The organism is Bacillus sp. BP-3 (genome assembly GCF_028401955.1).
GTDB lineage: Bacteria > Bacillota > Bacilli > Bacillales > Bacillaceae_G > Bacillus_A.
This window is the reverse complement of record NZ_JAQOTJ010000057.1, coordinates 1-1058: the sequence shown is the minus strand read 5'-3', so window position 1 is coordinate 1058 and position 1058 is coordinate 1. Positions and strand designations below refer to the sequence as shown.

Here is a 1058-nt window from a genome sequence, read left to right as displayed (position 1 = left end):
GGGAGGACCATCTCCCAAGGCTAAATACTACCTAGTGATCGATAGTGAACCAGTACCGTGAGGGAAAGGTGAAAAGCACCCCGGAAGGGGAGTGAAAGAGATCCTGAAACCGTGTGCCTACAAATAGTCAGAGCCCGTTAACGGGTGATGGCGTGCCTTTTGTAGAATGAACCGGCGAGTTACGATCCCGTGCGAGGTTAAGCTGAAGAGGCGGAGCCGTAGCGAAAGCGAGTCTGAATAGGGCGTTTAGTACGTGGTCGTAGACCCGAAACCAGGTGATCTACCCATGTCCAGGGTGAAGTTCAGGTAACACTGAATGGAGGCCCGAACCCACGCACGTTGAAAAGTGCGGGGATGAGGTGTGGGTAGCGGAGAAATTCCAATCGAACCTGGAGATAGCTGGTTCTCCCCGAAATAGCTTTAGGGCTAGCCTTAAGTGTAAGAGTCTTGGAGGTAGAGCACTGATTGGACTAGGGGTCCCCATCGGATTACCGAATTCAGTCAAACTCCGAATGCCAATGACTTATCCTTAGGAGTCAGACTGCGAGTGATAAGATCCGTAGTCAAAAGGGAAACAGCCCAGACCGCCAGCTAAGGTCCCAAAGTGTGTATTAAGTGGAAAAGGATGTGGAGTTGCTTAGACAACTAGGATGTTGGCTTAGAAGCAGCCACCATTTAAAGAGTGCGTAATAGCTCACTAGTCGAGTGACTCTGCGCCGAAAATGTACCGGGGCTAAATACACCACCGAAGCTGCGGATTGATACCTATGGTATCAGTGGTAGGGGAGCGTTCTAAGTGCTGTGAAGTCAGATCGTAAGGACTGGTGGAGCGCTTAGAAGTGAGAATGCCGGTATGAGTAGCGAAAGACGGGTGAGAATCCCGTCCACCGAATGCCTAAGGTTTCCTGAGGAAGGCTCGTCCGCTCAGGGTTAGTCAGGACCTAAGCCGAGGCCGACAGGCGTAGGCGATGGACAACAGGTTGATATTCCTGTACCACCTCTTTATCGTTTGAGCAATGGAGGGACGCAGAAGGATAGAAGAAGCGTGCGATTGGTTG

1 rRNA gene is annotated in these 1058 nt (G+C 51.3%); it reads left to right on the top strand.

From position 1 onward, the window contains the following. Positions 1 to 1058: ribosomal RNA gene (locus PLX19_RS25915) — 23S ribosomal RNA — on the top strand; the annotation flags it as partial.